Source organism: Mycobacterium farcinogenes (assembly GCF_019739075.1).
Classification (GTDB): domain Bacteria; phylum Actinomycetota; class Actinomycetes; order Mycobacteriales; family Mycobacteriaceae; genus Mycobacterium; species Mycobacterium senegalense.
The window spans coordinates 3017483-3041212 of record NZ_CP081673.1 but is presented as its reverse complement, the minus strand read 5'-3'; the positions used below and the strand labels follow the sequence as shown (position 1 = coordinate 3041212).

The following is a 23730-nucleotide window of genomic DNA, read 5'->3' as shown; positions in this document are numbered from 1 at the left end:
TCTGCGGTCTGTTCTTCGCGCGAGCGCTCATCACCGGGGCATCCTGCGCCAGACCGGCCGCGGCACGAACCGCGCCGCGTTGATCATCGGCCGGATCACCCAGGGCACCCACACCTCGCGTTTGCCCTTGCGCAGCGCCTTGGCCGTGGCCTCGGCCACCTGGGCGGGTGTGCTGGAGAACGGTGCCGGCTCCATGCCCTCGGTCATCCGGCCGATCACGAACCCAGGACGCACGATCAGCAGCTCAACCCCGGTGCCGTGCAGGGCATCGGTCAGCCCGGAGGCGAACGCGTCCAGACCGGCTTTGGCCGATCCGTAGACGTAGTTGGCGCGCCGGGCGCGGGCGCCGGCGATCGAGGAGAACACCACCAGCCGGCCGCGGTCCCTGGCGCGCATGCGCTGAGCCAGCACGGTGAGCAGGCTGACCTGCGCCACGTAGTCGGTGTGCACGACGGCCACCGCGTGCGCCGCGTCGACTTCGGCCCGGTCCTGGTCGCCCAGCACCCCGAAGGCCAGCACCGCGGTGTCGATGTGCCCGTGTGCGGCTTCGATCGCGTCGACGACTCCGGTGTGGCCGGCGACGTCGTCGGCGTCGAACTCGGCGGTGTGAACCGCGGTCGCTCCGGCTGCCTGCAACGCCGCGACCTGCTCGACGAGCTGATCGGTGCGGCGCGCGGCCAGCACGACGACCGCCCCCGCGGCGAGCCGAACCCCGAGCTCGACACCGATTTCGCTGCGGCCACCGAAAATCACCACGACACGGGGATCCGCGCCGGCAATTCCGGCCGTGTCAGCTGTGTCCTCCATGGCAGCGATTATGTCCTGCGCTAGCGTGGACCCCGATGGCTACATCTCGTGGCAAGGCGACCACCAAGCTCACCAGCGAGGCGCTGGCGTTCCTCACCGAACGTCACCTGGCGATGCTCACGACGCTGCGCTCGGACAATTCCCCACACGTGGTCGCGGTCGGTTTCACCTTCGATCCCAAGACGCACATCGCGCGGGTCATCACCAACGGCGGTTCGCAGAAGGCCGTGAACGCGCACGAGCGCGGCATCGCCGTGCTCAGCCAGGTCGACGGGGCGCGGTGGCTGTCGCTGGAGGGCAAGTCCACGGTGAGCAGCGAGCCGGACGCCGTCCGTGACGCCGAGCTGCGCTACGCCCAGCGTTACCGCACCCCGCGGGTGAACCCCCGCCGCGTGGTGATCGAGGTGCGGATCGAGCGCGTGCTGGGCTCCTCGGAACTGCTGGATCGCAGCGAGGGCTGAGGCCGGCTCACCTCACCGGCACCATGACGAGTTCGTGCGGCTGGTTGTTGACCGATTCCGCACCGTCGGCGGTGACCACGACGATGTCCTCGATCCGGGCGCCCCACTGGCCAGGGAAGTACACGCCGGGCTCCACACTGAACGCCATTCCGGCCTCAAGCGTCAGGTCATTGCCGGCCACGATGTAGGGCTCCTCGTGTACCGACAACCCGATGCCGTGTCCGGTGCGGTGCACGAACGCCTCGGCCAGCCCCTCGGCGGCCAGCACGTCGCGGGCCGCGGCGTCGACCTGTTCAGCCGTCACACCGGGGCGCACCGCGGCGACGGCCGCCTGCTGAGCGCGCTGCAGCACCGCGTAGCGACGCGCCACCTCCGGATCGGGCTCACCGATCGAGTAGGTGCGAGTCGAGTCGGAGTTGTAGCCGGGCTCGTACGGGCCACCGATATCGACGACGACGATGTCGCCGGCGCTCAGCTCGCGGTCGGAGCACTCATGGTGCGGATCCGCTCCGTTGGGCCCGGAACCGACGATGATGAACGCCACCTCCGAATGCCCTTCGGCCACAATCGCTTCGGCGATGTCGGCGGCCACGTCGGCCTCGGTGCGGCCGGGCACCAGAAACTCGGGAACCCTGGCGTGCACCCGGTCGATGGCCGCGCCGGCCTTGCGCAGCGCGTCGATCTCGGCCGGGTCCTTGATCATCCGCAGGCGCCGCAGCACGTCGGTGGCCAGCACCGGCACCACACCCAGCAGGTCGGCCAGCGGCAACAGGTGCAGGGCGGGCATCGAGTCGGTCACCGCTGTCTTGGCACCGGCGCCACCGAGCGCATCCGCCACCATCTGGTACGGGTTCTGCCCGTCCACCCAATCGCGCACCGTCACACCGAGTTCGGTGGCCGCCGACTCACGCAGCGCAGCCAGCTCCAGGCGCGGCACCACGATGCTGGGCTCTCCATCCGCGGGCAGCACCAGCGCCGTCAACCGCTCGAAGGTCTGCGCCCGCGAGCCGATCAGGTACCGCAGGTCATAGCCGGGGGTGATGACCAGGCCGGCCAGACCGGCATCTGCTGCGGCGGAGGCGGCTGCGGAAATGCGGTGGGCATAGACATCGGTGCTGAATCGGCTGGCGGTCATGGCATCGAGGCTAATCGGTCCCCGTCCACTACTGTCGCTGGAATGTTGCGTGACATCCGGGAACTCACCGGCGATCCCGAGGCGTACGCCGCTGAGCTGCGCCGCCGTTGGGGTGGCCTGTTGAGCTACCGCTATCTCGGACGCTCCTATTCCTCGATGGACCTCGGGCCGGTCGACGACACCGTGACGTTGCGCCGCGACATGCGCAACCCGGCCGGCGGAGTGCTGCTGGCGGTGCTGGGCATCTCCTCCCCGGACAGTGGCGGTGTCAGCGACCTGGAGGCCGTGCCGAACCCGGTCATCCACTCCTGTCAGGTGCTGGACCCAGCCACCGATGTCACGCGCATCCGGATCGACACCGAGGTCCTCAAGCAGGGCAGACAGCTGGCCTACAGCCGGTCGGTGATCGTCGACGCCGACAACCCGGGACGCGTCATCGCGCTCACCGAGGGGCAGGGCATCTCGATCGGCACCCCACCGGAGGGCCTGGAGAAGATGCCGGTCGACCCGATCGACGTCGTGGACGGGCCGGATCTGCCGCCGCTGTGGCAGGTCTTCGGAGGCCAGAAGCGACCTGACGGGCGTTGGGCACTGCCGGAACTCGCGGTTGAAGTGGCCTCGCCGGATGCCGCCCTCCACATCGGCCCGCAGTTCGTCATCCTGGAGACCGCCGCCTCAGAAGCGGCCGCAGCGGCGGCGAATTCCGATGTGCTGCAAGGGATTTCGTCTCACGTGATGTTCCTGGCGCGCGGCAAGGCCGGGCCGTTCCGGGTCGACACACAGGTCCTGCCCGGGGCGGGCGGCACGATCGCGGTACGCGCCACCTTGCACGACGAGGGTGCCGGCGGCAAGGCCGTCACCGCTGCCTCATACATCTTCGGGAGGATTCAGTGAGCGATCCGGTTCTGCTGCTCGACGGTGCCAGCATGTGGTTCCGCTCGTACTTCGGTGTGCCGTCGTCGATCAAGGCACCCGACGGCAGACCGGTGAACGCGGTCCGCGGATTCCTGGACTCGATCGCCACGCTGGTCACCCGGGAGCGGCCGCGCCGGCTCGTGGTGTGCCGTGACGACGACTGGCGGCCGCAGTGGCGGGTCGACCTGGTGCCGTCGTACAAGGCACACCGGGTGGAGCAACCCCAGCCTGACGGCATCCCCGATGTCGAAGAGGTTCCCGACGACCTCACCCCGCAGGTCGGCATGATCATGGAATTGCTCGACGCGTTCGGCATCGTGACCGCCGGGGCGCCCGGATTCGAGGCCGACGACGTGCTCGGCACCCTGGCCACCCGTGAACAGCACGATCCGGTGGTGGTGGTCAGCGGAGACCGTGATCTGCTGCAACTGGTGCGCGACGAGCCGGGCCCCGCGGTCCGCGTGCTCTACATCGGGCGCGGGCTGGCCAAGGCGACCAAGTTCGGCCCCGCTGAGGTCTCCGAGGCCTACGGGGTGCCCATCGACCGGGCCGGACCGGCGTACGCGGAGCTGGCCCTGCTGCGCGGTGATCCATCCGACGGACTGCCCGGGGTGGCCGGGATCGGCGAGAAGACCGCCGCGACACTGCTGGCCCGGCACGGGTCGTTGCAGGGCATCCAGGCGGCCGCCGAGGATCCGAAATCCTCACTGTCCAAAGCACATCGGGCCAAACTGCTGGCCGCCGCCGACTACATGGCCGCCGCCGAACCGGTGGTCCGGGTGGCGACGGATGCTCCGGTGACTCTGTCCGGCGCTACTGATGAACTGCCGCTGGCGGCCAAAGACCCGGCGCGGGTCGCAGAGCTTGCCGCAGCGTACGGGGTCACGTCGTCGATCAGTCGGTTACAGACAGCGCTGGACCGACTGCCGGGCTGACATCCCCGCCGCGATCGCCGTTTTCGACGTCAGGGCCGCTCGCGCGCGGCGAAGCGACCCTGACGTAGAAATCAGCGGGAACTACTTTGGCCGACCGACCTCGTAGGTGCCCTTGTCGTCCTTGAAGGTCACCGTGACCTTGCGCTTGGTGCCGTCGATGGTGACCTCGCAGTCGAAGGTCGAATCCTTCTTGACCGTCGGGTTCTCACCGTCGTTGCACTTGACGCCGGTGACCTTGGTGGCGCCGTAGCCATTGGTCTTGTCGGTCAGGATCTGCTCGACGCCGCTCTGGGCCTTGTTGATGTCGAGCTTGGTCGTCATCGCCCACCCCGGCAGCCAGAACGCGGTCACCGCGAGGATGAGCACCAACAGAGCCACCAGGCCACCGATGATGCCGCCGACCATCGCCAGCGACCGCTTGGAGCCGGCCTCGGCACCCGGCACACCGTATTGCCCGAACTGTCCGGGAGCGCCGTACTGGCCCGGCTGGCCGTATTGCCCCGGCTGCCCGAACTGCGGGGGCTGACCGGGTTGGCCGTACTGCGGCTGCTGGCCGTAGCCGGGCACCTGTCCGTACTGCGGCTGACCCGGAGCCGGGTAGGCCTGCTGGCCGTATTGCTCGGCGCCCGTATACGGCGGCTGTTGGGCCTGCGAGTAATCCGGCTGCTGCACGCCCTGGGCAGGCTGCTGATACGACGGGTACTGCTGCGGCGTGTACGCCGGCGGCTGCCAGGCCGGAGCTTGAGGCGTGGGGCCCTCGGATGCGGGGGTGGGCGGTTGCCACGCCTCGGCACCCTGCGCCTGGTCCCCTCCGGGCTCAGGCTGCTGACCGGGCCACTGCTGTCCCTGGTCAGGTCCCTGCGGTCCGCTCATGGTTCTCCTTGATCCTGTTCGGGTGTAGCCAGAAAAACACACTACCCCGCATCAACAGCAACAACGCCGCGGCGAACATCGTTGACGGCGCGTTTCGCGGTATTGCGCAAGGCAGGGGTGGGCGCGGCGTTGCGCACCTGGTCGAGCAGATCGAGCACCTGCCGGCACCACCGGACGAAATCTCCGGCCGACAACGCCGAACCTGAGCCGCCCGCATCGGATGCCGCGAGCGCGGCGCCCAGATCGCCGGTGGTGGCCCAGCGGTAGACAGCCGTGACGAATCCCTCGTCGGGTTCGCGGCTCGGCGCCAGTCGGTGCCGCTGCTCGTCGCCACGCAGATCCGCCGACACCCGCCGGGTCTGAGCCAGCGCACGGCGCAGGCCCGCAGTGGGAATGTCGACCCCCACCGTGCCGCCGGCGGTGTCCCCGCGTGATTCGAACAGCACGGCCGACAGCACGCCCGCCAGTTCGGCGGGCTGCAAACCGTCCCACACCCCGGCCCGCAGACACTCGGCCACCAAGAGGTCGCTCTCGCTGTAGATACGGGCCAGCAGGCGGCCCGCATCGGTGACCCGCGGTTCACCCGAGACCGACTCGACGAAGCCGCGTTCACTGAGCAGTGCCACGATCCGATCGAAGGTACGTGCCAGCGAGTTCGTCGCCGCGTTCACCTTCTGCTGGATCTGGGCGTTGTCGCGCTCGATGCGCAGATAGCGTTCAGCGATCCGGGCCTGGGCCTCGCGGTCCGGTAGCTGATGGGCCGGGTGGTGGCGCAACTGGTCGCGCAGGCCGGCCAGCTCGGGGTCGACGTCGCGTTCCGGCGCCGGGGCGCCCCGGCCGGCGCGTTTGGAAGGCACCGACAGATCGGCAGCCGCCGAACGCAGCGCCGACGCCAGGTCCCGACGCACGCGGGGCTGCCGATGTTCGACACGCTTGGGCAGGGCCATCGTGCCCAGCGGAGCCGAGGCGCCCGAGTAATCGGCCGACGAAATCCGGCCGGCCCAACGGTGTTCGGTGAGCACCAGTGGCCGCGGGTCGTCGCTGTCGCGTTGGGCGGCCTCCAGCACCACCGCCAGCCCGCCGCGCCGTCCCTGCGTGATGGTGATGATGTCGCCGCGCCGTAACGCGGCCAGGGCATCGGTGGCCGCCCGGCGTCGTTGCAGCCTCGACGCCCGCGACTGCGCACGCTCCCGTTCACCGATCTTGGCCCGGAGCCGGACGTAGTCGAGGATCGGCGCGTCTTTACCACCGAATTCGGCCGCCAGCTCGCCCATCATCCGCTCGCCGCGCGCGATCCCGCGCACCAACCCGACCACCGACCGGTCCGCCTGGTACTGGGCGAAGGAACGCTCCAGCAGTCTGTGGGCCTGTTCGGGCCCCATCTGCTGCACCAGGTTGATCGTCATGTTGTAGCTGGGGGCGAACGAGCTGCGCAGCGGGAAGGTTCGGGTCGAGGCCAGCCCGGCGACCTCGGCGGGTTCGGCGTTGCCGTCGTCGGGCCGCCACAACACCACGGCGTGGCCTTCGACGTCGATGCCACGGCGCCCCGCGCGGCCGGTCAGCTGGGTGTACTCCCCCGGCGTCAACGGGACATGCTGTTCGCCGTTGAACTTCACCAGCCGCTCGAGCACCACGGTGCGGGCGGGCATGTTGATGCCCAGCGCCAGCGTCTCGGTGGCGAACACGGCCTTGACCAGGCCTGCGGTGAACAGCTCCTCCACGGTGTGCCGAAACACCGGAAGCATGCCGGCGTGATGGGCGGCCAGGCCGCGCAACAGGCCTTCGCGCCACTGGTGGTAGTCGAGGACGATCAGGTCGGATTCGGCCAGGTCGGCGCAGCGCCGATCGACGATCTCAGCGATCCGGGCGCGCTCCTCATCGGTGGTCAACCGCAGCGGCGCCCGCAGGCATTGTTGGACCGCCGCATCACATCCGGCGCGGGAGAACACGAACGTGATGGCGGGGAGCAGCCCAGCGGCGTCGAGAGTGGCGATGACGTCGGGGCGGCCGGGCGGCCGGTACAGCTGCGGACGCCCTCCCCCGCCACGTCCACGGCCCCGACCGCGCGGTTGCCAGTCGGCCAGTCGATCGGCCTCGCGGCGATGGCTGATGTGGCGCAGCAGTTCCGGGTCGACGAGAGAACTGTTGGTGCCCTCGAACAGATCGAACAACCGCCGTCCGACCAGCATGTGCTGCGACAGCGGCACCGGCCGGTGTTCGTCGACGACGACGGTGGTGTCACCGCGGACCGTTTGGATCCAGCCGCCGAACTCCTCGGCATTGCTGACCGTCGCCGACAGGCTGACCAGCAGCACCTCGTCGGGCAGATGCAGGATGACCTCTTCCCACACCGCGCCGCGCATCCGGTCGGCCAGGAAGTGCACCTCGTCCATCACTACATAGGAAAGTCCTTGCAGTGCAGGCGAGTTCGCATACAGCATGTTGCGCAGCACTTCGGTGGTCATCACCACGATGTCGGCGTCACCGTTGACGGACTGGTCCCCGGTGAGCAGCCCGATCTTGTCCGCACCGTAACGGGCCACCAGATCGTTGTGTTTCTGGTTGCTCAGCGCCTTGATCGGGGTGGTGTAGAAGCATTTGCCGCCCGCCGCCAACGCCAGGTGTACCGCGAATTCACCGACCACCGTCTTACCGGCCCCGGTCGGTGCGCACACCAGTACGCCGTGGCCGTTTTCCAGTGCGCGACACGCGCGCAGCTGGAAATCGTCGAGAGCGAACGGATACTCGGCGGTGAACCTGGTCAGCTCAACGCCGGGTTGGTCAGCCGAATCAGGTGGCATCGTCGTCGATACCGATTCTCGACGTCCCCACATCCGGCTCGGTCACGGGTTCGGGCCGCCCAATCGGTTCTGCCGTCGGGATTGGGGCGGCCTCGTCGTCGGGCGTCTCCAGCGCCTCGCGCCGCGCCTTGCGCTTGTCGTTGATGCGCGCGATCTGGATGGCGAACTCCAGCAAGAGGCTGAGCGCGCAGGCCAGCGCCAGCATGGTGAACGGGTCAGATCCCGGCGTGGCGAACGCCGCGAACACGAACAAGCCGAAGATCAGCCCGCGCCGCCAGACCTTGAGCCGCTCGTAGCTGAGCATGCCGACCAGGTTGAGCATGATGATCAAGAGCGGGAATTCGAAGCTGATGCCGAACACCAGCAGCAGGTTGATCAAGAACCCGAAATATTGCTCGCCGGACAGTGCGGTGACCTGAACGTCGCTGCCGACCGTGAGCAGGAAGCCGAGGGCGGTGGCCAGGACCACGTAGGCCAGGATCGCGCCGGTGACGAAAAGAACGGCGCCGACGCCGACGAACGCCATCGCGAAACGGCGTTCCTTCTTGTAGAGACCCGGCGTGATGAACGCCCACAGCTGGTAGAGCCACACCGGGCAGGCCAGCACCAGCCCGGCGGCCAGCGCCACCTTGAGGCGCAGCATGAACTGGTCGAACGGGCCGGTGGCCAACAACCGGCACTCGCCGTCGGGTGCGATGGTCGCCCGCGCCGAGGCAGGTAGGGAGCAGTACGGGCCGCGCAGCCATTCGCCGAGGCTGTGCAGGCCGAAAAAGCCGTTGGTGTACCAGAGGAAGCCGAAGATCGTCGTCACCACGACGGCGAGCACGCTGATCAGCAGGCGATTACGCAGCTCTTGGAGGTGGTCGACCAGCGACATCGTGCCGTCGGGATTGACCCGCGAACGGCGGCGACGAGGATCGAGCTTCTTGATGAATCCGGAGGTCACGGGCGTGTTCTAGCGGCCTGGTTGTCGACACGGCACATCATCGCGGGCGATGACCGCGATGAGGCGCCGGACCGGTCAGGCCGTGTGGCGGTCCGGGGACTGCTCGGGAGCCGGAGCGTCGACCCGCTCGGAGGTGATCGGCTTGGCCGACGCGGCGTCCGCCGGAGAGGGCGCGGAATCCGACTGCATCTCCTTGATCTCCGACTTGAAGATCCTCATCGACTTGCCCAGCGACCGCGCAGCGTCCGGCAGCTTCTTGGCGCCGAAAAGCAGCACGAACACCGCGATGACGATGACCCAGTGCCACGGTTGTAGACCACCCAATTTGGTTACCTCCAGACGTCCGTGCCGAGTCTACCCGCGTGCGTCGTCGGCGTCGTAGACACGCAGCGCCTCAGCGGCCGCGTCCCGGACGCGCTGTGCCAACGACTCCGGGGCCAGCACCCTGACCGCCGAGCCGAAGCCGAGTACGAACCGCGCCATCCACTCGTCGGAGGCGTAGGTCATCGCCGCCTCGCAGGCCCCTCCGGGCAGTTCGTTGACCACCCGCAGCGGGTAGTAATCGAACACCCACGCCGCCGTCGCGTCGACCAACAAGGTGGCCGACGGCAGGGCCGGATCGGCGTCGAACAGTGACGTGTCGGGGCCGGCCTGCACCGCCGGTGGCGGCGGCGCCGAGGGCTCGTCGAGTACCTGTGCGTCGACGATGCGGTCGAAGCGGAACAGCCGCACCGCCTCCGCGGTACGGCACCACGCCTCCAGATAGCTGTTGTCGCCCACCAGCGCGACCCGGATCGGATCGACGGTGCGATGGCTCAACGAATCTCGCGACGCCGAGTAGTACTCCAGCGTCACCGCCCGGCCGTCGCGCACGGCGGCGCGCACGGCAGCGGCAGCGACGCTTTCGGACTGGGCGGGCTCGTCGACGGCCGCCAGCTTGCTGCCGGCCGCGGATTCGATCTTGGCGATCGCGCTGCGCGCAGCTTCCGGATCGACCATGCCGGGCACATCGACCAAGGCCCGCAGCGCGACCAAGATGCCGGTCGCCTCGGTGGAAGTCAGCCGCAGCGGGCGGTCCACACCGGCGCTGAACGTGACCTCGACGGTGTCGCCTTCGAAATCGAAGTCGATGAGATCTCCGGGGCTGTATCCGGGCAGCCCACACATCCACAACTGCCGCAGGTCGTCGTCGAGTTGCTTGGGCGTCACACCGAGCGCCCCCGCCGCCTCCGCTCGCGTGACCTTCGGATTGGCCTGGAAGTACGGCACCATGTTCAGCATCCGGACCAGCCGGTTCGATACCTGGCTCATGCGCGATCCGCCTCCGGCTCCTCGCTGGCCCTCATGCGCGGTCCCCCTCCGGCTCCTCGCTGGCTCTCATGCGCGGTCCGCCTGCGCCTGCGCCCGCAACCGCGCCAACACGTCCTCGCGTAGCGACGGCGGTGCCAGCGCCACGGCGTCAGCCCCGTAACTCGCGATCTCCCTGGCCAATCTGTCGTATCCCCCGACGTCGACGGTGATCTCCTCGCCGGCGCGACCGGCCAGGGTGCGCGGCACCGTTTCGACGGCTTGCCGTCGCAGAGCGGTTGCCCGTCCGTCGGCCACCCAGACTCGTGCCTGCTCCCCGGTCGGAGATTCGGCCACGACCCGCTCGACGACTTCCCGCAAGTTGACGCCTTCGGGCTTCTGCACGGCACCGGCCTCACCGATCGCGGCGACCGTCTCACCGAGCCGGGACAGCCGGAAGGTACGGGTGTCATCACGGAGCCGGTCATGCCCGACGAGGTACCACCGACCCCGGTGTGTCACCACTCCCCACGGTTCGACGGTGCGTGTGGTGTAGGGGTCGCTGCGCGAATAGCGGTGTTCGAACTGGACGACCCGACCGGTGTCGATGGCCGACAACAGGGTTCCCAGAACCTTCTCCGAACCCCGGATGCCGGGCAACACGGCGGTGGAGGTGATCGCGACCGCCGGATCGCCGCCCTCGACGTCCACGCCTGCCGCCCGCAACTTGAGCAGCGCGCCCTGGGTCGCGGTGATCAACTCCGGCGACTGCCACAGCTGCGTGGCCACCGCGACGGCAGCGGCTTCGTCGGTGGTCAACTCGACGGCCGGAAGCGCGTACGCCTCACGGTTGATCCGATATCCCTCGGTGGGATCGAACTTCGACACCCGGCCGGTTTCCAGCGGGATTCCCAGATCGCGCAATTCGTTCTTGTCGCGCTCGAACATTCGCGAGAACGCCTCGTCACTGGAGCTGTCGTCGTAGCCCTGGACGATTTTGCGGATCTTTTCTGCCGGCAGAAAGCGATCGGTGGACAGCAGGGCGATGACAAGGTTCATCAACCGCTCGACTTTGGATACCGCCACGAGAGGAAAGCTTAGAGCTCACATGCTGGCGATCAGGCGCTTGACCCGCTCATCGACCGACCGGAACGGATCCTTGCAGAGCACGGTGCGTTGGGCCTGATCGTTGAGCTTGAGGTGGACCCAGTCGACGGTGAAATCCCGGCCCGCTTCCTGTGCGGCGCTGATGAACTCGCCGCGCAGCTTGGCCCGGGTGGTCTGCGGCGGGGTGTTGACCGCGGCGTCGATCTCCTCGTCGGTGGTGATCCGGGCGGCCAGGCCCTTGCGCTGCAGCAGATCGAAGACACCGCGACCGCGCTTGATGTCGTGGTAGGCCAGATCGAGCTGGCTGATCTTCGGGTCCGACAACTCCATGTTGTAGCGATCCTGGTAGCGCTGGAACAGCTTGCGCTTGATCACCCAGTCGATCTCGGTATCGACCTTGGCGAAGTCCTGGCTCTCGACCGCGTCGAGTTGGCGGCCCCACAGATCGACCACCTGCTCGATCTGCGTGCTCGGTTCGCGGGTCTGCAGGTACTCCACGGCCCGGCTGTAGTACTCGCGCTGGATATCCAGGGCGCTGGCCTGCCGCCCGCCGGCCAGCCGCACGGGACGCCGTCCGGTCAGGTCGTGGCTGACCTCGCGGATGGCCCGGATGGGGTTGTCGAGGGAGAAGTCACGGAACGGGACTCCGGCCTCGATCATCTCGAGCACCAGCGAGGCGGTGCCCACCTTGAGCATCGTCGTGGCCTCGCACATGTTGGAGTCACCGACGATGACGTGCAGCCGACGGTACTTCTCGGCGTCGGCGTGCGGCTCGTCGCGGGTGTTGATGATCGGGCGAGACCGCGTCGTCGCGCTGGAGACGCCCTCCCAGATGTGCTCGGCGCGCTGACTCAGGCAGTAGGTGGCGGCCTTCGGCGTCTGCAGCACCTTGCCTGCACCGCAGATCAGCTGGCGGGTGACCAGGAACGGCAGCAGTACATCGGAGATCCTGGAGAACTCACCGGCCCGGACGATCAGGTAGTTCTCGTGGCAACCGTAGGAGTTGCCCGCCGAGTCCGTGTTGTTCTTGAACAAGTAGATGTCGCCGCCGATGCCCTCGTCGGCCAGGCGCTGCTCGGCGTCGATCAGCAAGTCCTCAAGGACACGCTCGCCGGCGCGGTCGTGGGTGACCAACTGGGTCAGGTTGTCGCATTCGGCGGTCGCGTACTCGGGGTGGCTGCCCACGTCGAGATACAACCGCGCACCGTTACGGAGAAACACGTTGGAACTGCGACCCCACGACACCACCCGCCGGAACAGATAGCGGGCGACCTCGTCGGGGCTGAGCCGGCGATGGCCATGGAAGGTGCAGGTCACACCGAATTCCGTCTCGATGCCCATGATTCGTCGCTGCACGCTAACGAGCTTACGGGGTGGTTCACCGCAACGGTGGACAAGCGCGCGGTGACGGTGAAGCAAAATCTGGACATCACCGTTCCGGGCCGGGCCGGAGCGGTATGCGCGGCTGCTGGGCCGCGGATGCCAGCGCGCCGCCGGACAACCCGAGGATGCGTTCGAGCGCCTGCAAGTAGGCGCCGAGCACACTCTGCGCGCGGGGTCCGCTGATGTCGATCGGGCTCGATCCGTCGCCCTCGGCCGCGACGGCGAAAGCGTCGGCGAGCACACCGTCGAGGCCGGCGATCAACATCGCGGCCTCGTGCGGAAACTGGACGTCGAACACGCCTTCGTCGCAGCCCTGACGGATGACGGATTCGAGCATGGGCACTGCCGTACGCATGGACTCCTTGGCCAGCTTCTGACGGAACAGCGCATTCTCGTCTCGCCAGAGGTTCACCAGGATGGCCACCACCTCGGGATGGTCGGCCTTCCAGGCGGCCGATGCCCCGAAGTAGGCGTGCAGCTTGGCGACGGCGTCGAGGTTTTCGTCGGCGATCACAGCCTGCAGGGGCAGCGACGCGGTTTCCGTCATCGCGTCGACGATTCCTTCCAGCAGCGCCTGTTTCGAGCCGAAATAGTGGTAGAGCGCCCCCTTCGACAGCTGCACCCGCGCCAGGACGTCCTCGATGGTCATCCGCTCGTACCCCTTGTCGCGCACGAGTTCGAGGGCGGCATCGAGGATCTCCCGACGGCGGGCTGCGTACTCCTCTGGTTTGACCCGACGCGCCACTGATCACCTCCCTGTTGACGACGGCTCACGGCCGCAATTATCGTAATAATAGACCGTCCGTCGGTTTATTGTTGGGAGTAGCGATGCCTCGATCCACCCCGGAAGCCCGTCGCCGGACCCGGGCGTTCGCCCGCGTGCTGGGCCCATATGTCGCGGTAGCGACGCTGATAATCGCCATTCGCCTACCCGACCTCGCCGGGTTGTTGGGCGGCCTGTTCGACAACGCTGTGCTGCCCTGGATGCTGGGCGCGGCGATGCTGATGATGGGCCTGATCGTGATTGCCTTTCACCAGTACTGGTACAGCGTGACGGCCGCACTCATCTCCCTGTTCGGTTGGTTCGTGGCACTGCGCGGGCTCGCCATGATGGCCATTCCGTCAGCGATCGACACCGGCGCCAACGCCACGATCTCAAGCCCCGGCGCCCTGTTGGCCGCACGCATCTTCTTCCTGCTGCTGACCGCGATGGGCCTGTGGCTGACCTACGTCGGCTGGCGGCGCGAGCGCACTCCGGAGGAAAATACGGTCGCCGCCTGAGCCCGCTGAGGCGGCGACCCGGTCTCAACCGCGCGCCAAGATCGCCAGCAACAGTTCGGCCCGCACTCGGGCCACCCCGAGGTCACAGCCCAGCAACGTCTCGACGATCTCGATCCGCTTGCGCATCGTGTGCCGGTGCACGCCGATGGCCGCCGCGGCGGCCTCCCACTGACCGTTGGCCTCCAAGAACGCCCGCAGTGCCGCCATCAGGCCTGAACCATGCTGCGCGTCATGGTCGGCCACCGGGCTCAGCACCGCCGCCCCCAGCGCAACCAATACCTCGCGGGTGGGCCCGGAGGACAGCAACGCGCTGCCTGCCAATGCCGCGAATTCCAAGGGGCGACAACCCCGTTCGGCCACCGAGGCGGCCAATCGGGCGTCATCGAAAGCCTGCGTCAACCGCGCCAACGGCTGCGCCCCACTGAGCCCGCTACGGCTCGACTTGCGCACCGACCGGTCGAGCCCGCCCAGCAGACCGGCGACGCCGTCAACGGTTAGGGAGCCGGGCAGCAGCACCGTCAGCCGGCGGTCGGTGGCGTGAACGAACACCGGATGACCGGCCGCCTCCAACCCCCGCTCCACCGCCGCGACAGCGCGCCGCCGAGGACTGGCCGCCTTCACGTCGTCGTCGAACTCGACGACCAGTACGCGAATCCGTCCCTGCGCGTCGGCGATCGCAGCTAGCTGCGCATACACCGGCTCCCGGTCGTGTTCTCCGCTCAGGAGCAGGCCCAGCGCCTGGCCGTTGAGCAGTCGCTGCACCTCCTGCAGCCGGGCCGGTTTCTCGAAATCCAAGGCCAGCAACGACGTTGCGTGACCGAGGAGCACCTGGTCCACCGGGCTCAGGGCTGCCGGGCTGACCACCGCCAGCACACCGTGCGACCGACCGCCCACCCTGATGTCCTGCTGGGCCACCGCGGTGCCGTCGGAGAGCACGCGGACGCCCGAGGCGGCTCCCGGCTCGATCGAATCGCGCACCAGGTTCAGCGTCGTCACGCTCAGGTTGCCCGGGTGCGAGGCGATCACCGTCCCGCTCGGATCCATCACCACCACGGCAGCCTTCAGCGCCCGCGCGAGCTCGGCCGCGACCCCGCGCGGCCCCTCGCCCACCACCGCCCGGGTGATCCGGGGCTGCGCCCGGGAAGCCCGCAACACGGCGTCGTACTCCAGCTCCGCTATCCGTGAACCCACCCGCTGAACCACTGCCGCGAACGGTGTCCGAAGCGGCACCTCGATCAGCGGCAGGCCGAGCTCCTCGGCCGCCGCCACCACCTCGTCGGGAACCGCATCGAACGTCAGTCCGGTACCGAAACCGACTGCGGCGACACCGCTTTCAGCGAGGAGTTGCAGGTAACGGCGGCGTCCGCGACCCCTGGCCGGAAGGCTGATCCCGGTGGTCAGCACCATCTCGCCGCCGGAGAGCCATTCGGCCGGGTTGGCCAGTTCGGTCGTCAGCACCAGGCTCACCTCGCGCCCGACACCGGCCGACCCCGCAAGCAGACGCAGGTGCAGATCCGACTGCTCAACAACCCATCGCACCGGGACGGCCACCCACAGAAATGTACAGAATGTCGAAAAGCTGCACAAAGATTCTCCATTGTGTCGGATGACCACCGTTGTGTTCCGCGACACACTTGGCCCCGGCCGGAAACCGGCCGGAATTCACCAGAGATGGACGGTGCGGATCAGTCGATGAACACTTCACGAATCGCCGTCGGCTATATCGCCACCCCGGGAGGTGATGACGCCGTCGCGGTCGGAGAACAGATCGCCCGCACGCTCGGCGCCCACCTCGACCTCTGCATGGTGTTGCCCAGCGACCGCTCGGCAATCGCTCCCACCCCTGGTGACGTGCTGCACCGAGAAGCAGACGGCTGGCTGGCCGCGGCCGCAGCAGGGGTGCGCAACGACGTGCCTGTGACCACCCACCTGAGCTACCACGAGTCCAGCGCCACGGGCCTGATCACCGCAGCTGACAACCTTGACGCCGAAGCGCTGGTGGTCGGCGGCGCCGGCGGCGGGATAGCCGGTCCCCTGTCGCTCGGCTCTGTGGTCAACGATCTGGTTCATGCCTCGCCGGTACCGGTGGTGATCGCACCACGCGGGGCCCGGTTGGACCGCAGCGAGAAGATTCGTGAGGTCACCTGCGCCATCGGCACCCGGCCGGGAGCCACCCTGCTGCTCGACACCGCCTTGCGGTTCTGCCGCGCCACGAACACCCCGCTTCGCCTGGTGTCGCTGGTCGCCGTCGACGACGACCGCCGGCTGACCGCCGCTCGGCAACACGCACAGCACGCCCTGGATCAGGCGAAAGACGTTCTACCCGACGATGTTCCCGTCACTTCGCGGGTAGCCACCGGCCCCACAGTCGAGGAGGCGGTCAACAAGCTGGGCTGGCATGACGGCGACATGATCATGGTCGGTTCGAGCCGGCTGGCTCAACCTCGCCGCCTGTTCCTCGGGTCGACTGCGGCCAAGATGCTGCGTGTTCTCCGAGTCCCGATGTTTGTTGTACCCAAAGACGAAGGGGCAGAACATGACTGAGCAGCTGGCCAGCACCGAGTTGGACGAGGCCGAGCGCGAAGAGGGCCTGGTCGCCAAAGGCCTGGCAGCCGGCCGCATCGGCACCTTCACCGGCGCCGTCCTCGGCATCTCGACGGTGGCGCCCGGCTATACGCTGACCGCGAGCATCGGGCTCATCGTCGCCGCGGTCGGACTCAAGATGCCCGCCATCCTGATCGCCGGGTTCATCCCGATGTTCCTGACCGCCTACGCCTATCGCGAACTGAACTCCCGCGCACCCGATTGCGGTGCGTCGTTCACCTGGTCTACCAAGGCCTTCGGGCCGTACGTGGGCTGGATGTGTGGCTGGGGCATGGTGATCGCCACCATCATCGTGCTGTCCAACCTGGCCTCGATCGGTGTGCTTTTCGGCTACGAGTTCCTGGGCAAGGTGCTGCACAACGACACCCTCGCGATGCTCCCGGCCGAGAATGTCACGGTCAACATCGTTTCCACGGTCGCACTGCTCGCCATCGCCACCTACATCTCCTGCCGCGGCATCACCACCAGCGAGAAGGTGCAGTACGTGCTGGTCGGCTTCCAGATGATCGTCCTCGTCACGTTCGCGGTGGTCGCCATCGCGCGATCGGGCGGTACCGAAGGGCATTTGAGCTTCGACATCCAATGGTTCGATCCGTTCACCGGCCTCACCATGAGCGCCTTCGTGATCGGGCTGATCGGCTCGATCTTCGCGTTCTGGGGCTGGGACACGTGCCTGACCCTGGGCGAGGAAAGCAAGGACCCCACCAAAGTGCCCGGCCGTGCCGGATTGCTGTGTGTGCTCTCGATCCTGCTGACCTACCTGCTGGTGGCGGTCGCGGTGATGATGTATGCCGGAATCGGCGATACCGGGCTGGGCCTCGGCAACGAGGACATCGCGGAGAACGTGTTCGGGGCGCTGGCCTATCCGGTGCTGGGTGACTGGGGCGGACCGCTGCTGCTGCTGGCGGTGTTCGCCTCCTCGATCGCGAGCCTGCAGACCACCGTCCTGCCGGCCGCGCGCACCATGCTGGCGATGGGCGCATACGGCGCCTTCCCGAAACGGTTCGCCAGCGTCCACCCCCGTTCGCTGTCACCGGTGTTCAGCACCGTGGTCGCCGGCGTGGTGACCGCCGCCTTCTACACGATCGTGACCCTGCTATCCGAGCGCACGCTGCTGGATACCATTGCCGCCCTTGGCATCATGATCTGTTGGTACTACGGCATCACCGCGTTCGCGTGTGTGTGGTTCTTCCGTAGGGAACTGTTCCTCAGCCCGCGGAACATCGTCTACAAATTGGTGTTCCCGGCGGTGGGCGGTGTGATGCTGCTGTCGGTGTTCGTCAAGTCGGTGCTGGTGAGCATGGACCCTGAGGCCAGCGGTAGCGGAGCGTCGATCGGCGGTATCGGCCTGGTGTTCTACCTCGGCTTCGGCATTCTGCTGCTCGGCGCCGCCCTGATGCTCGTCCTGCGCGTCGTCCAGCCGGCATTCTTCCGGGGCGAGACCCTGACCCTGACCATCGAGCTGCCGTGATTTGTGCACGATTTTCCGCGTCAGCCGCGGAGAACCGTGCACAAATCACGATCGATGGAACCGAGGCGGCGACACAAACGTCCGAACCAGTGTGCTTGACGACTTTCTTCGCAATCACGATGGCGTCATCACCCGGGCACAAGCCCTGTCAGTCGGGCTGAGCGACGACGCCATCAGCCGTCGCGTTCGTTCGGGCCGCTGGCTGCGTTGCGCACCCGGGGTGTTCTTTGTCGACGATCGCCCATTCACCGATTCAGCGCGGGTGCGCAGCGCGGTGTGGTCGTATGGTCCGGCTGCCGTCGCAAGCGGACTGGCCGCCGCGTGGTGGCACGGCGTTACGCGTTACCCGCCGAAAATCGTCGAAGTCACCGTGCCCAAGGTCAGCAATCATCGCAAGCGCGACGGGATCCGGGCCCGACGCCGTGACCTGCACAGCGCCGACATCGTCGAACGCAACGGACTCCGGGTAACCGCACTTGCGCTTTCGGTCATCGAAGCTGCGACCCGTCGCGGAGGCGGCGCCCCGCTGATGGATACCGCATTGCAGCGGCACGTCGACCTGAGACAACTATGGGATGCCCACCTGCGCAACAAGGGCCGGCACGGGTCGCCTGCAGCCAGGATTCTGCTGCTGTCCGCAGCAGACGGCGCCCGCTCCGAAGCCGAGCGACTGCTGTTGAAACTGTTGCGCAACAACAACATCACTGGCTGGAAGGCCAATTGTCCAGTTGCGGGGTACAAGATCGACGTGGTCTTTCAGTCGGCAAAGCTTGCCATCGAAGTCGACGGCTGGGCCTTTCACAGCGACGCTGCCGACTTCGAAAACGACCGAAACCGGCAGAACATCATCTCGCTGCACGGATATCAGATCCTGCGGTTCACCTGGCTGGATCTGACCGAGTACCCAGACCGGGTGGTTGCCGAGATCCGGAGTGCCTTGCGGCTTCGGCATGCCGCCTGAGTGATTTGTGCACACTTTTCCGCGGCTGGCGCAGAAGATCGTGCACAAATCACTGGACAAAATGGCGTCCCGGTTGCCGAGAGCATCGCCAATGCGTCTATGGTTGTCCGGCCCGCGATGGCCGAGACTCTGAGTGTGGAAAGCCCTTCTGCCCGAGTGCATTTTACCGTCAATGAAGCCGGTGCCCGCGCCGAGGTGCGGTGGCCCGGACCTCCCCCACTGCTGGCCGAGGTGTGCGCGATGTTCGAACACTTCGGTCTACGGGTCGCCTCGTATCAGCTGACCGACACCGGCCACCACTATGAATTCGGCACCCTGGCGTTGCCGAGGCCCACGCTCGAGCTGATCGCCCGGGCCTTCGAGGCCGCGACCGCCGGGCATTGGCAGACCGACCACTACGCCGCACTCATCCCGTCCGCCGGAATCGATTGGCGCCAGGCAGTACTGATTCGTGCGGCCAGCCGATTCACCCGCCAGACCGGACTGGGCTTCTCCCCCGACTACATCGCCGATTCATTGGTTACCGCACCGGACTTCGTCAACGCACTGCTGGCATTGTTCGATGCCCGGTTCAACCCGGCCGGCCACACCGACGCTGATCAAGCCGAGCGAGCCGATCAGGAAGTGGCGGCGCTGGTGGAGGCGGCGACCTCGCTCGACGACGAGCGCATCAGGCGCGCATTACACAGCTTCGTGCGGGCCGTCCTGCGTACCAACTGGTTCCAGGCCGGGCCCGACGGCAGGCCCAAGGACTACCTGTCCTTCAAGATCGATTCTTCCCGGCTCGCCGACGTCGGCCCGGTGGTCCCGTACCGCGAGATCTACGTGTACTCGGACATTGTCGAGGGCATACACCTTCGCAGCGGGCCGATCGCACGAGGCGGGTTGCGCTGGTCGAGTCGTCCCGAGGACTTCCGCACCGAAGTGCTCGGCCTGATGAAGACACAGGCCGTCAAGAACGCCCCTATCGTGCCGGCCGGCGCCAAGGGCGCTTTCGTGCTGCGCAATCCGGACGCCGCCGCGGCCGACGGCTACCGCACATTCATCCGCGGAATGCTCGACATCACCGACAACATCGTCGACGGTGCAGTTCGGCATCCGGACCGGACGGTGTGCCCCGACGGCCCTGACGCCTACCTCGTGGTGGCCGCAGACAAGGGCACCGCGACATTCTCCGACCTGGCCAATGCCATCGCCGGCGAGTACGGTTTCTGGCTCGGCGATGCCTTCGCCTCCGGCGGCTCGGCCGGCTACGACCACAAGGCCATGGGTATCACCGCCCGCGGCGCGTGGCTCTCGGTCCGGCGCCATTTCGCCGAGGCGGGCCACGACATCGACACCCAACCGTTCACGGTGGCCGGTATCGGCGATATGTCCGGCGATGTGTTCGGAAACGGAATGTTGCTGTCCGACAACATCAAACTGGTCGCGGCGTTCGACCATCGGCACATCTTCATCGATCCCGACCCGGACCCGCGGGCATCCTTCGACGAGCGCGCACGAATGTTCGCTCTGCCCTCATCGAGCTGGCAAGACTACGACTCGACCCTGATCTCGGCGGGCGGCGGGGTCTGGTCCCGCACCGCCAAGTCGATACCGCTGTCGCCGCAAGCACGTGCTGTGCTGGGTATCGAGGAGGCCGAAGCCACCCCGGACCAGTTGATCTCGGCGGTGCTCTGCGCGCCCGTCGATCTGCTGTGGAACGGCGGCGTCGGTACCTACGTGCGGGCCGACGAGGAATCGGACGCCGACGCCCGTGACAAGGCCAACGACCGCGTCCGGGTGGCGGCTTCGCAGCTGCGCTGCAAGGTGATCGGCGAAGGCGGCAACCTCGGATTGACACAGCAGGCACGCATCGCATTCGCCCTCAGTGGCGGCCGGATCAACGCCGACTTCATCGACAACGCCGCCGGTGTGGCAACCTCGGACCTTGAGGTCAACATCAAGATCGCCCTGGATTCGGGCAACACCGGTATCGCACAACGCAATACGCTGCTCGTGGCGGCAACCGACGAGGTTGCCGCGCGGGTTCTGGCCGACAACGCCGAGGCGATCCTGGCGATCAGCATCGCCGCCGCGGAAGCCGATTCGCTGCTGGATCGGCATATCCGGTTGATCGGCAACCTGCAGGAAGTGGCGGGCGTCGACCCTCAGATCGAGGGACTGCCTGCCCAGGCGGAGCTGGTGCGCCGTCGTTCGATGGGGTTGGGGCTCACCCGACCGGAGATCGCGGTGTTGCTGGCCCAATCCAAGAATCTGGTGACCCAGGAACTGCTGGCCTCCGGGATTCCCGACGATGAGGCGTTCTCACACTGCCTCGTGGACTACTTCCCCGCGGCGATCGCCGAGTATGCCCGCGCCGAGCTCAGCGGGCATCCGCTGCGCCGTGAGATCGTGGCGACCGCGGTAGCCGGTGAGCTGATCAACCGGGTGGGCCCGGGCACCATCTACCGCATGCAGGAGCGCCTGGCGGTGACCACGGCGCAGGTGGCACGCGCCTACGCCACGGTGCGCGACATCCTCGATCTGGACGCGCTGTGGGCCGCCGAACTGGCCCGCTACAGCGATGAGGGTCACCGCATCCAGGCGCTGCTACAGGTGCGCGAGTTGATCGAGCACCTGACCTCCTGGGTGCTGCGCACCGGCACCGCCGGTCACACCCAGGTGAGAACGGCGATCAGCCGGCTGGTCACCGCCGCAGCGCCGCAGGCTGATGCTGTGTGATGCAGTGGATGCCCCCGCCCCGCTCGAACAGCGGTCGGGCATCCACACTGAGGACGCGGCGGCCCGGGTACTGTTCGGCCAGGATCGCCGCCGCGTCCGCATCCCTCGGATCGTCGAAAGCGCAGGCAATCACTCCGCCGTTGACCACCAGGTGGTTGATATAGCTGTAATCGACATAGCCGTCTGCATCCGTCAGCTGACCCGGCGCCGGTAGCTCCACGATGTCCCACGGCTGCCCGGTGACGTCGTGGGTCTGCTCGATCGATGCACGGATTTCCTTGCACACCAGATGATCCGGATGCTCGTCGGCAGGCTGCGCATGCAGTAGCAGCCGTCCTGGCGAAGGTATCGCCGCCACGATGTCGACGTGGCCGCGAGTGCCGAAGCGCTGCGAGTCCCGGGTCAGGCCGCGCGGCAGCCACACCGCATGGTCGGCACCGATGGTGCGGGCCAACTCCGCTTCGACGCCGGCCTTTGTGGCACCGGGGTTGCGGCCGGGGTCCAATTGCACGGTCTCGGTGACCAGAACAGTCCCCTGCCCGTCCACCTGGATGCCGCCACCTTCGTTCACCAGATTCGAGTCGACCACCGGCACTGCGGCCCAATCGGCCACCGCGGCACCGATCTTCGAGTCACGGTCCCAGCGTGCCCAGTCCTGTGCCCCCCAGCCGTTGAACACCCAGTCCACCGCGGCCACCGAACCGTCCGCGGCGTGCACGAAGGTGGGGCCGATGTCGCGCATCCAGGCATCGTTCAACGGCGCCTCGACGATGTCGACGGCCGCCGACAGATAACGTCGGGCCGTTGCCATTTCGGCGGGGTCCACCACCATCGTCACCGGTTCGAACTCCAACACCGCGTGCGCCACCGCCGCCCAGGTGGTGCGGGCTTCGTGATGCTCGGCTTCGGTGTCGCCGAGTGAGTATCCGGCGGACGGGAAGGCCATCCATACGCGATCCTGCGGGGCAGTCTCCGCCGGCATCCGGTAGGTGGTCATTTCACCACTGCCGTGGCCTGGTGGCCCATCCCGTACGGGTGGGCCACATCGACGGGCGCGGTCAGCGCGGTGTAGGTGTCGGGCCGCCGAGTGAGCAGGAAGGGAAACAGCTCGAGCCAGTCGCGGCGCTGGTCCAGGTCCAGTTCGGCGACCAGGACAGCCTCTTCGTCGCGGGGTGCCTGTACCAGCACCCTGCCGAAGGGGTCGGAGATGAACGACGAACCGTAGAAGCTGACCTTGCCCTCGTCGCCGATGCGGTTGGGCACCACCATGAACAGCCCGCTGTTGATGCCGTTGGCGACGATGACCTGCTGCCACAGCGGTTGGGTGTCGAAGGCCGGGAACACGGGCTCTGAACCGATGGCCGTCGGGTAGACCAGGATCTCGGCACCGCCCAGGGAGTAGCAGCGTGCGACTTCGGGGAACCATTCGTCCCAGCACGTCGGCAGACCGACCCGGGCACCCAACCCCTCCGGGTCGTACACCGGGTACGGGTCGGCGCCGGCAGACGGACCCGGACGGAAATACGTGTCTTCGTAGTAGCCCGCCGAGATCGGGATGTGCAGCTTGCGGGTGTAGCCGGCCAGCTCCCCTGAAGGGGTCACCAGGACTGCTGTATTGAACCCCAATCCATCTGCGGCCGGGGACTTTTCATACATCGAGGCGTGCACGAAGACGCCGTTGGCCTGGGCCGCTTGGGCTGCCAGGGCGAAGGTGGGGCCGCCGGTGAGATCCTCGGCCGCCGCACCGGGGTTGGGCCCGGCCGGGGTGTCGGCGGGATAGCGCAACAGGGTGATCTCCGGCAGGCAGACCAGCTGGGCCCCCGCGCCGGCCGCCCGGTCGATCCCGTCACGCAACACCCTGGCCAGTTCGGTGGCATCGCTGCGCCACCGGTGCTGCACCAGCCCGACCCGAAGCGATGGGCGCGTCGACTCGGTGCTGCGGGACAGCGACTCGGGCGCGGCGGCGGTCAGGGTGATCATCGGCCATCTCCTAAAACGAATGTGATTCGTTTAATTGTGACCCCCTTCACCCCCCGTTG

The 23730-nt window shown here is 67.5% G+C and carries 21 protein-coding genes; 8 read left to right on the top strand and 13 right to left on the bottom strand.

The features are described 5' to 3' along the window. Positions 1-30 precede the first annotated feature (30 nt). Positions 31-807, bottom strand: coding sequence for a decaprenylphospho-beta-D-erythro-pentofuranosid-2-ulose 2-reductase (locus tag K6L26_RS14385; RefSeq protein ID WP_019343991.1), 777 nt, complete (start codon positions 805-807; stop codon positions 31-33). 35 nt (positions 808-842) lie between these two features. Between K6L26_RS14385 and K6L26_RS14380 the strand changes: the two genes are divergently transcribed. Continuing rightward, entirely contained in the window at positions 843-1268 is a 426-nt protein-coding gene (locus K6L26_RS14380) for a F420-dependent biliverdin reductase (RefSeq protein ID WP_019343992.1), read from the top strand. Between the two features lie 7 nt (positions 1269-1275). Here the strand turns inward: K6L26_RS14380 and K6L26_RS14375 are convergent, their stop codons facing one another. Then, complete coding sequence (locus tag K6L26_RS14375) at positions 1276-2403, bottom strand: M24 family metallopeptidase (protein ID WP_221853286.1); 1128 nt, start codon at positions 2401-2403, stop codon at positions 1276-1278. Between the two features lie 42 nt (positions 2404-2445). Between K6L26_RS14375 and K6L26_RS14370 the strand changes: the two genes are divergently transcribed. Beyond that, complete coding sequence (locus tag K6L26_RS14370) at positions 2446-3297, top strand: hypothetical protein (protein ID WP_221853285.1); 852 nt, start codon at positions 2446-2448, stop codon at positions 3295-3297. Next, complete coding sequence (locus tag K6L26_RS14365; protein WP_019343995.1) at positions 3294-4253, top strand: 5'-3' exonuclease; 960 nt, start codon at positions 3294-3296, stop codon at positions 4251-4253. The genes K6L26_RS14370 and K6L26_RS14365 overlap by 4 nt, the downstream gene beginning before the upstream one ends. Before the next feature lie 81 nt (positions 4254-4334). Here K6L26_RS14365 and K6L26_RS14360 read toward each other — a convergent pair whose 3' ends face one another. From K6L26_RS14360 to K6L26_RS14325, 8 genes are all read right to left on the bottom strand, one after another. After that, positions 4335-5126 carry a DUF4333 domain-containing protein gene (locus K6L26_RS14360; protein ID WP_043367977.1) on the bottom strand — a complete coding sequence of 264 codons (792 nt, stop codon included), beginning with the start codon at positions 5124-5126 and terminating at the stop codon, positions 4335-4337. A 41-nt stretch (positions 5127-5167) separates the two neighbouring features. Further along, entirely contained in the window at positions 5168-7927 is a 2760-nt protein-coding gene (locus K6L26_RS14355) for a DEAD/DEAH box helicase (protein ID WP_221853284.1), read from the bottom strand. Further along, positions 7917-8873, bottom strand: coding sequence for a twin-arginine translocase subunit TatC (gene tatC / locus K6L26_RS14350; RefSeq protein WP_019343998.1), 957 nt, complete (start codon positions 8871-8873; stop codon positions 7917-7919). Before tatC ends, K6L26_RS14355 begins: the two co-directional genes overlap by 11 nt. Before the next feature lie 75 nt (positions 8874-8948). Next, the gene (tatA, locus tag K6L26_RS14345; protein ID WP_019343999.1) at positions 8949-9197 is read right to left on the bottom strand and encodes a Sec-independent protein translocase subunit TatA; all 249 of its coding nucleotides are present in this window, start codon (positions 9195-9197) and stop codon (positions 8949-8951) included. Between the two features lie 30 nt (positions 9198-9227). Next, positions 9228-10184, bottom strand: a complete 957-nt coding sequence (locus K6L26_RS14340) for a helix-turn-helix transcriptional regulator (protein ID WP_221853283.1) — start codon at positions 10182-10184, stop codon at positions 9228-9230. A gap of 66 nt (positions 10185-10250) precedes the next feature. Next, positions 10251-11246: a helix-turn-helix transcriptional regulator gene (locus tag K6L26_RS14335; RefSeq protein ID WP_221853282.1), complete on the bottom strand. Its 996-nt coding sequence runs from the start codon at positions 11244-11246 to the stop codon at positions 10251-10253. Positions 11247-11264: 18 nt separating this feature from the next. After that, positions 11265-12623 (bottom strand): Pup--protein ligase, encoded by a 1359-nt coding sequence (gene pafA / locus K6L26_RS14330; RefSeq protein ID WP_085980515.1) that lies wholly within the window; start codon positions 12621-12623, stop codon positions 11265-11267. Positions 12624-12696: 73 nt separating this feature from the next. Continuing rightward, entirely contained in the window at positions 12697-13395 is a 699-nt protein-coding gene (locus K6L26_RS14325; RefSeq protein ID WP_221853281.1) for a TetR/AcrR family transcriptional regulator, read from the bottom strand. An 83-nt stretch (positions 13396-13478) separates the two neighbouring features. Between K6L26_RS14325 and K6L26_RS14320 the strand changes: the two genes are divergently transcribed. Next, positions 13479-13931, top strand: a complete 453-nt coding sequence (locus K6L26_RS14320; protein WP_221853280.1) for a hypothetical protein — start codon at positions 13479-13481, stop codon at positions 13929-13931. A 24-nt stretch (positions 13932-13955) separates the two neighbouring features. Here the strand turns inward: K6L26_RS14320 and K6L26_RS14315 are convergent, their stop codons facing one another. Continuing rightward, positions 13956-15470, bottom strand: coding sequence for a PucR family transcriptional regulator (locus K6L26_RS14315; RefSeq protein ID WP_221853391.1), 1515 nt, complete (start codon positions 15468-15470; stop codon positions 13956-13958). A 153-nt stretch (positions 15471-15623) separates the two neighbouring features. Here K6L26_RS14315 and K6L26_RS14310 point away from each other — a divergent pair, with 153 nt between their 5' ends. The 4 genes from K6L26_RS14310 (at position 15624) to K6L26_RS14295 (ending at position 21691) form a co-directional block, all read left to right on the top strand. Beyond that, positions 15624-16475, top strand: coding sequence for a universal stress protein (locus tag K6L26_RS14310; RefSeq protein ID WP_064894309.1), 852 nt, complete (start codon positions 15624-15626; stop codon positions 16473-16475). Then, complete coding sequence (locus K6L26_RS14305) at positions 16468-18006, top strand: APC family permease (RefSeq protein WP_221853279.1); 1539 nt, start codon at positions 16468-16470, stop codon at positions 18004-18006. Before K6L26_RS14310 ends, K6L26_RS14305 begins: the two co-directional genes overlap by 8 nt. Positions 18007-18097: 91 nt before the next feature. Further along, a complete protein-coding gene (locus tag K6L26_RS14300; RefSeq protein ID WP_221853278.1) occupies positions 18098-18967 on the top strand; it encodes a type IV toxin-antitoxin system AbiEi family antitoxin domain-containing protein in 870 nt (289 codons plus the stop codon). Positions 18968-19123: 156 nt separating this feature from the next. Further along, positions 19124-21691, top strand: coding sequence for an NAD-glutamate dehydrogenase domain-containing protein (locus K6L26_RS14295; RefSeq protein WP_245008730.1), 2568 nt, complete (start codon positions 19124-19126; stop codon positions 21689-21691). Here the strand turns inward: K6L26_RS14295 and K6L26_RS14290 are convergent. Beyond that, a complete protein-coding gene (locus K6L26_RS14290) occupies positions 21657-22688 on the bottom strand; it encodes an agmatine deiminase family protein (RefSeq protein WP_064894293.1) in 1032 nt (343 codons plus the stop codon). The genes K6L26_RS14295 and K6L26_RS14290 overlap by 35 nt on opposite strands. Further along, a complete protein-coding gene (locus K6L26_RS14285; protein WP_221853276.1) occupies positions 22685-23671 on the bottom strand; it encodes a nitrilase-related carbon-nitrogen hydrolase in 987 nt (328 codons plus the stop codon). The genes K6L26_RS14290 and K6L26_RS14285 overlap by 4 nt, the downstream gene beginning before the upstream one ends. Positions 23672-23730: the final 59 nt, after the last annotated feature.